Annotated in this window: 1 protein-coding gene; it reads left to right on the forward strand. The window is 37.4% G+C overall.

What is annotated here, in order from left to right; translation table 11 throughout:
• Positions 1–209, forward strand: a 209-nt coding sequence (locus tag AAEZ03_RS28610) for an undecaprenyl-diphosphate phosphatase (protein WP_350583357.1), incomplete at its 5' end; no start/stop codon positions are given.
• Between the last annotated feature and the right edge of the window lie 34 nt (positions 210–243).

Consider the following 243-nt stretch of genomic DNA (forward strand, 5'->3'; position numbering starts at 1 on the left):
GGGCAGCGTTATTGGTGACTAAAGACTTAGTCAGTAGTCCAGACCCGATTGATTATCAAGCACTTGGTTTAGGGATTGTCGTATCATTTTTTGCTGCGTACTTATGTATCCATTTCTTTTTAAAGTTTATTAGCAAAATAGGTATGACACCGTTTGTGTTATATCGTCTTGCTCTTGGTGCAGTGTTGCTTGGATTGCTCTATATTTAAGATAAACACTTAATCGACGTTTTTTTGAATCGCG

The sequence above is a fragment of the Pseudomonas sp. HY2-MNA-CIBAN-0224 genome (assembly GCF_040310285.1).
GTDB lineage: Bacteria > Pseudomonadota > Gammaproteobacteria > Pseudomonadales > Pseudomonadaceae > Aquipseudomonas > Aquipseudomonas helleri.